At 55.7% G+C, this 6,625-nt stretch carries 4 protein-coding genes; 3 read left to right on the top strand and 1 reads right to left on the bottom strand.

Annotation, left to right across the window (positions count from 1 at the left end):
- Window positions 1–39: 39 nt before the first annotated feature.
- Complete coding sequence (gene pepA, locus HMPREF3143_RS21550; protein WP_070534269.1) at window positions 40–1,551, bottom strand: leucyl aminopeptidase; 1,512 nt, start codon at window positions 1,549–1,551, stop codon at window positions 40–42.
- Between the two features lie 266 nt (window positions 1,552–1,817).
- Between pepA and lptF the strand changes: the two genes are divergently transcribed.
- The 3 genes from lptF (at window position 1,818) to arcB (ending at window position 6,469) form a co-directional block, all read left to right on the top strand.
- The gene (gene lptF, locus HMPREF3143_RS21545; RefSeq protein ID WP_023344989.1) at window positions 1,818–2,918 is read left to right on the top strand and encodes an LPS export ABC transporter permease LptF; all 1,101 of its coding nucleotides are present in this window, start codon (window positions 1,818–1,820) and stop codon (window positions 2,916–2,918) included.
- Window positions 2,918–4,000 (top strand): LPS export ABC transporter permease LptG, encoded by a 1,083-nt coding sequence (lptG, locus tag HMPREF3143_RS21540; RefSeq protein WP_023326171.1) that lies wholly within the window; start codon window positions 2,918–2,920, stop codon window positions 3,998–4,000. Before lptF ends, lptG begins: the two co-directional genes overlap by 1 nt.
- 135 nt (window positions 4,001–4,135) lie before the next feature.
- Window positions 4,136–6,469, top strand: a complete 2,334-nt coding sequence (gene arcB / locus HMPREF3143_RS21535; protein WP_008501438.1) for an aerobic respiration two-component sensor histidine kinase ArcB — start codon at window positions 4,136–4,138, stop codon at window positions 6,467–6,469.
- Window positions 6,470–6,625: the final 156 nt, after the last annotated feature.

The following is a 6,625-nucleotide window of genomic DNA, read 5'->3' as shown; positions in this document are numbered from 1 at the left end:
TAGGCCGGGTAAGGCGAAGCCGCCACCCGGCACTTTGTATCACTCGTCGCCGTTAAAACCCGCACGATTGAGCAGGAACTGCGACAGCAGCGCCACCGGACGACCGGTTGCGCCTTTGGCCTTACCGGAGCGCCATGCGGTGCCCGCGATATCCAGGTGCGCCCAGTTGTACTTGCGGGTAAAGCGCGCCAGGAAGCATCCCGCGGTGATCGCCCCGCCAGGACGTCCGCCAATGTTCGCCATATCCGCGAAGTTAGACTCCAGCTGCTCCTGATATTCGTCACCCAGCGGCAGACGCCATGCGCGGTCACCGGCCTGCTCCGAGGCGCTAATCAGCTCGTGCGCCAGCGGGTTGTGGTTCGACATCAGGCCGGTAATGTGGTGGCCAAGGGCAATCACACAGGCGCCGGTCAGGGTGGCGACGTCAATGACCGCTTCTGGCTCGAAGCGCTCAACGTAGGTCAACACGTCACAGAGTACCAGACGGCCTTCGGCGTCGGTGTTCAGCACTTCTACCGTCTGGCCAGACATGGTGGTCAGGACGTCACCCGGGCGATACGCGCGACCGCCGGGCATGTTTTCGCAGCCCGCCAGGACCCCGATCACGTTGATCGGCAGCTGAAGTTCCGCGACCATGCGCATCACGCCGTAAACCGCCGCCGCGCCGCACATGTCGTATTTCATCTCATCCATGCCTTCGGCAGGCTTGATGGAGATACCGCCGGAATCGAAGGTCAGGCCTTTACCGACCAGCACGACAGGGCGCGCGTCTTCGGCCGGGTTGCCCTTGTACTCGATAACCGACATCAGGGATTCGTTCTGAGAGCCGTTACCCACCGCCAGGTAAGAGTGCATTCCCAGCTCTTTCATCTGCTGTTCGCCGATGACGCGGGTAATCACGTTTTTGCTGTAGGCGTCGGCCAGCTGGCGCGCCTGAGAGGCGAGGTAAGCGGCGTTACAGATGTTCGGCGGCATGTTGCCGAGATCTTTTGCCGCTTTAATACCGGCGGCAATCGCCAGACCGTGCTGGATGGCGCGCTCGCCGCTGGTCAGCTCGCGACGGGTTGGCACGTTAAAGACCATTTTACGCAGCGGACGACGCGGCTCGCTTTTATAGGTCTTCAGCTGATCGAAGCTGTACAGGCTCTCTTTTGCCGTTTCGACTGCCTGACGCACTTTCCAGTAGGTGTTACGCCCTTTAACGTGCAGCTCGGTCAGGAAGCATACCGCTTCCATTGAACCGGTATCATTCAGCGTATTGATGGTTTTCTGAATCACCTGCTTGTACTGACGTTCATCCAGCTCGCGTTCTTTGCCACAGCCAATCAGCAGAATGCGCTCTGACAGTACGTTCGGAACATGGTGCAGTAACAGCGTCTGCCCAGGTTTGCCTTCCAGTTCGCCACGGCGCAGCAGGGCGCTAATATAGCCGTCACTGATTTTATCGAGTTGTTCGGCGATCGGGGAGAGTCGGCGTGGTTCAAAGACGCCCACAACGATGCAGGCACTCCGCTGTTTCTCCGGGCTACCGCTTTTTACACTGAACTCCATGCACTACGCTCCTGAATCTTAAAGACAACGGCGGCGGCTACGGATAGAATTGAAACCTTTCGTAACTCATGTCCGCTGTTGTGGTGACTTCGTGTTAATCTTACGTTACTACGGTTTCGACACGTCAGAAAAAGTCCTGAAGCGTGAATCCGCCGGATGTTTTAATCTTAGCGATGATTTCGACGACTCAAGAGAATAAATGACGTTTAAGCCATGAAACAAGCGATTTTCCAGCAAAGAGACGGGTTTTTACGGGCGTATTTAAAGTGATAATCATAAGATATCTGGTGCGGGAGACGCTCAAAAGCCAACTGGCGATCCTCTTCATCCTGCTGCTGATTTTTTTCTGTCAGAAGCTGGTTAAGATCCTCGGTGCGGCCGTTGACGGCGAAATTCCAACAAATCTGGTGCTTTCCCTGCTTGGTTTAGGGATCCCGGAAATGGCGCAGCTTATCCTGCCGCTAAGTCTTTTCCTTGGCCTGCTCATGACGCTTGGGAAACTCTACACCGAAAGTGAAATCACGGTGATGCATGCCTGTGGCCTGAGCAAAGCGGTGCTGGTCAAAGCCGCCATGATACTGGCGCTGTTCACGGGTATCGTTGCGGCGGTGAATGTGATGTGGGCGGGTCCTCTGTCTTCTCGCCATCAGGACGAAGTGCTGGCCGAAGCGAAAGCCAACCCCGGCATGGCGGCGTTAGCCCAGGGACAGTTCCAGCAGGCAACCGACGGAAACTCCGTGCTGTTTATTGAGAGCGTTGACGGCAGCAAATTCAACGATGTCTTCCTGGCGCAGCTGCGTCCTAAAGGTAACGCGCGTCCTTCTGTGGTGGTTGCCGACTCCGGTCAGCTTGCTCAGCGCAAAGATGGTTCTCAGGTTGTGACGCTGAACAAAGGCACCCGTTTCGAAGGCACCGCGATGCTGCGTGACTTCCGCATTACGGATTTCCAGAACTATCAGGCCATTATCGGCCATCAGACCGTGGCGCTCGATCCAACGGATACCGAGCAAATGGACATGCGTACCCTCTGGAATACCGATACCAACCGAGCGCGTGCTGAGTTCCACTGGCGTGTTACGCTCGTCTTCACCGTGTTTATGATGGCGCTGATTGTCGTTCCGCTGAGCGTGGTGAACCCGCGTCAGGGACGTGTGCTCTCTATGCTGCCAGCGATGCTGCTTTACCTGATCTATTTCCTGCTGCAAACCTCGATTCGTTCCAACGGCGCGAAGGGTAAGCTGGACCCAATGGTCTGGACATGGTTCGTTAACAGCCTGTACATCTTACTGGCGCTGGGGTTAAACCTGTGGGATACGGTGCCTGTGCGCCGCATACGTGCCCGATTCTCGCGTAAAGGAGCCATCTAATGCAGGCGTTTGGCGTTCTTGATCGCTATATCGGTAAAACCATTTTTACCACCATCATGATGACGTTGTTCATGCTGGTGTCCCTCTCCGGCATTATCAAATTTGTCGATCAGCTGAAAAAAGCCGGGCAGGGGAGCTATGACGCGCTGGGCGCGGGGATGTATACCCTGCTCAGCGTGCCGAAAGATGTGCAGATCTTCTTCCCGATGGCGGCCCTGCTGGGGGCGCTGCTGGGGCTGGGGATGCTGGCGCAGCGCAGTGAGCTGGTCGTTATGCAGGCTTCGGGTTTTACCCGTATGCAGGTCGCGCTGTCGGTAATGAAAACCGCCATCCCCCTGGTGCTGTTGACCATGGCGATTGGCGAGTGGGTCGCGCCGCAGGGCGAACAGATGGCGCGTAACTATCGTGCTCAGGCGATGTACGGCGGCTCACTGCTCTCGACTCAGCAAGGTTTATGGGCGAAAGACGGTAAAAACTTCGTCTACATCGAACGGGTGAAGGGGAATGATGAACTGGGCGGAGTGAGCATCTACGCTTTCGATGACCAGCGCCGTCTGCAGTCCGTTCGCCACGCCTCTTCGGCGAAGTTTGACGCCGAACATAAGCAGTGGCGGTTGTCCCAGGTTGATGAATCTGACCTGACCGATCCGAAACAGATTACGGGTGCTCAGACGGTAACCGGTACGTGGAAAACCAACCTGACGCCCGATAAGCTCGGCGTCGTGGCGCTGGATCCTGACGCGCTCTCCATCAGCGGTTTGCACAACTATGTGAAATACCTGAAGTCGAGCGGACAGGATGCGGGACGCTATCAGCTCAACATGTGGAGCAAAATCTTCCAGCCGATGTCCGTGGCGGTAATGATGCTGATGGCGCTGTCGTTTATCTTCGGCCCGTTGCGCAGCGTGCCGATGGGGGTCCGCGTCGTGACCGGCATCAGCTTCGGCTTTGTGTTCTACGTGCTCGATCAGATCTTCGGTCCGCTGACGCTGGTTTATGGCATTCCGCCGATTATCGGTGCGCTGCTGCCAAGCGCCAGCTTCCTCCTGATCAGTCTCTGGCTGCTGTTGAAACGCTCCTGATTGACCTCTCCTCGCTTCCGGTTACCCGGGAGCGAGGCTAATCTCCTGTTTCACCCCGCACTTTTTCTCACAACCTTCAACGTCCCGCCGCGAATTTGAGTATTATTGAGCGATAACGTCGTGAAGGGATCCTCTATGAAGCAAATTCGAATGCTTGCCCAGTATTACGTCGACCTGATGATGAAGCTTGGGCTGGTGCGTTTTTCCATGCTGCTTGCGCTGGCGCTGGTCGTTCTGGCCATTGTCGTGCAAATGGCGGTTACCATGGTTCTGCATGGTCAGGTCGAGAGTATCGACGTCATCCGCTCCATCTTCTTTGGCTTGCTTATTACTCCCTGGGCGGTCTATTTCCTTTCCGTGGTGGTTGAACAGCTGGAAGAGTCCCGTCAGCGTTTGTCTAAGCTGGTGGATAAGCTGGAAGAGATGCGCGAGCGCGACCTGAAGCTCAACGTCCAGCTCAAAGACAACATTGCGCAGCTGAATCAGGAGATTTCAGATCGTGAGAAAGCGGAGGCCGAGCGTCAGGCCACCCTGGAGCAGCTGAAAATCGAAATGAAAGAGCGCGAGGTCACGCAGATCCAGCTTGAGCAGCAATCTTCTTTCCTGCGATCGTTCCTGGATGCGTCGCCGGATCTGGTGTTCTACCGTAATGAAGATAAAGAGTTTTCCGGCTGTAACCGGGCGATGGAGTTGCTCACCGGGAAAAGCGAGAAGCAGCTGATACACCTGAAGCCGCAGGACGTTTACTCTGAAGAGGCGGCGGCCAAGGTCATGGAGACCGACGAAAAAGTCTTCCGTCATAACGTCTCGCTGACCTATGAGCAGTGGCTGGATTACCCGGACGGGCGCAAAGCCTGCTTTGAGATCCGTAAGGTGCCCTACTATGACCGCGTGGGGAAACGCCACGGCCTGATGGGCTTTGGCCGCGATATTACCGAGCGTAAGCGCTATCAGGATGCCCTGGAGCGCGCCAGCCGCGACAAGACCACCTTTATCTCCACCATCAGCCACGAGCTGCGCACGCCGCTTAACGGCATCGTCGGGTTGAGCCGTATTCTGCTGGATACCGACCTGACCGCAGAGCAGGAAAAATACCTCAAGACTATCCATGTTTCAGCGGTCACGCTGGGTAATATCTTCAACGATATTATTGATATGGATAAGATGGAGCGCCGCAAAGTTCAGCTTGATAACCAGCCTGTGGATTTCACCAGCTTCCTTGCCGATCTGGAAAACCTCTCTGGTCTGCAGGCGCAGCAGAAGGGACTGAGCTTTGTCATGGAGCCAACCCTGCCGCTGCCGCATAAAGTGGTGACGGACGGCACGCGACTGCGCCAGATCCTGTGGAACCTGATCAGCAACGCGGTGAAATTTACCCAGAAAGGAAAGGTGGCGGTGCGTATCCGCTATGACGAAGGTGACATGCTGCACTTCGAGGTGGAAGACTCCGGGATGGGTATTCCGCTGGAGGAGCAGGACAAAATCTTCGCCATGTACTATCAGGTGAAAGACAGCAACGGTGGGAAACCGGCCACCGGTACGGGCATTGGCCTGGCGGTCTCTAAACGTCTGGCGAAGAGTATGGGCGGCGATATCACCGTTGCCAGCCAGCCGGGCAAAGGGTCAACCTTCACGCTGACGGTCCATGCCCCTGCGGTGGCGGAAGAGGTAGAGGATACCTTTGAAAATGACGATATGCCGCTGCCTGCCCTGCACGTCCTGCTGGTGGAAGATATTGAGCTGAACGTAATTGTGGCGCGCTCTGTACTGGAAAAACTGGGCAACAGCGTGGATGTCGCGATGACCGGTAAAGCCGCGCTGGAGATGTTTAAACCAGGCGAATACGATCTTGTTCTGCTGGATATTCAATTACCGGATATGACCGGGCTGGATATCTCGCGCGAGTTGACGCGTCAGTACGCGGCCGACGAACTGCCGCCGCTGGTTGCCCTGACGGCGAACGTGCTGAAAGATAAAAAAGAGTATCTCGATGCCGGTATGGACGATGTACTCAGCAAGCCGCTGGCGGTGCCTGCTCTGACCGCTATGATCAAAAAGTTCTGGGATACCCATGATGAAGAGGAGAGCACCATGACGTCTGTTGATAGCGCAAAAGCCCAAACGATACTCGATACCGCGATGCTGGAGCAGTACATCGATCTGGTGGGGCCGAAACTGATTACCGACGGTCTGGCGGTGTTCGAAAAAATGATGCCGGGCTATCTGAGTGTGCTGGAATCCAACCTGACGGCCCGTGACCAGAAGGGGATCGTGGAAGAAGGACATAAAATCAAAGGTGCCGCCGGCTCGGTTGGCTTACGCCATCTGCAGCAGTTGGGGCAACAGATTCAGTCGCCTGATTTACCTGCATGGGAAGATAACGTGGGTGATTGGGTTGAAGAGATGAAACAGGAATGGCAAAACGATGTGGCGGTGCTAAAAGCCTGGGTTGACGCCAGAAAAAAATGACCCCGGATTAACCGGGGTGCGCGAATACTGCGCCAACACCAGGGAAATCGTGGCTGCGCCTGTTTTTAAACGTTATTTTTGAAAGGGCGCTGCCTGAAAAATTTAGGCCGCACGCAGATAAGATAGCAAATCTTAAATGGTTTGTTACATGAATCA

The sequence above is a fragment of the Enterobacter sp. HMSC16D10 genome (assembly GCF_001807145.1).
Lineage (GTDB): Bacteria > Pseudomonadota > Gammaproteobacteria > Enterobacterales > Enterobacteriaceae > Enterobacter > Enterobacter roggenkampii.
This window is presented reverse-complemented; position numbering and strand designations above follow the sequence as displayed.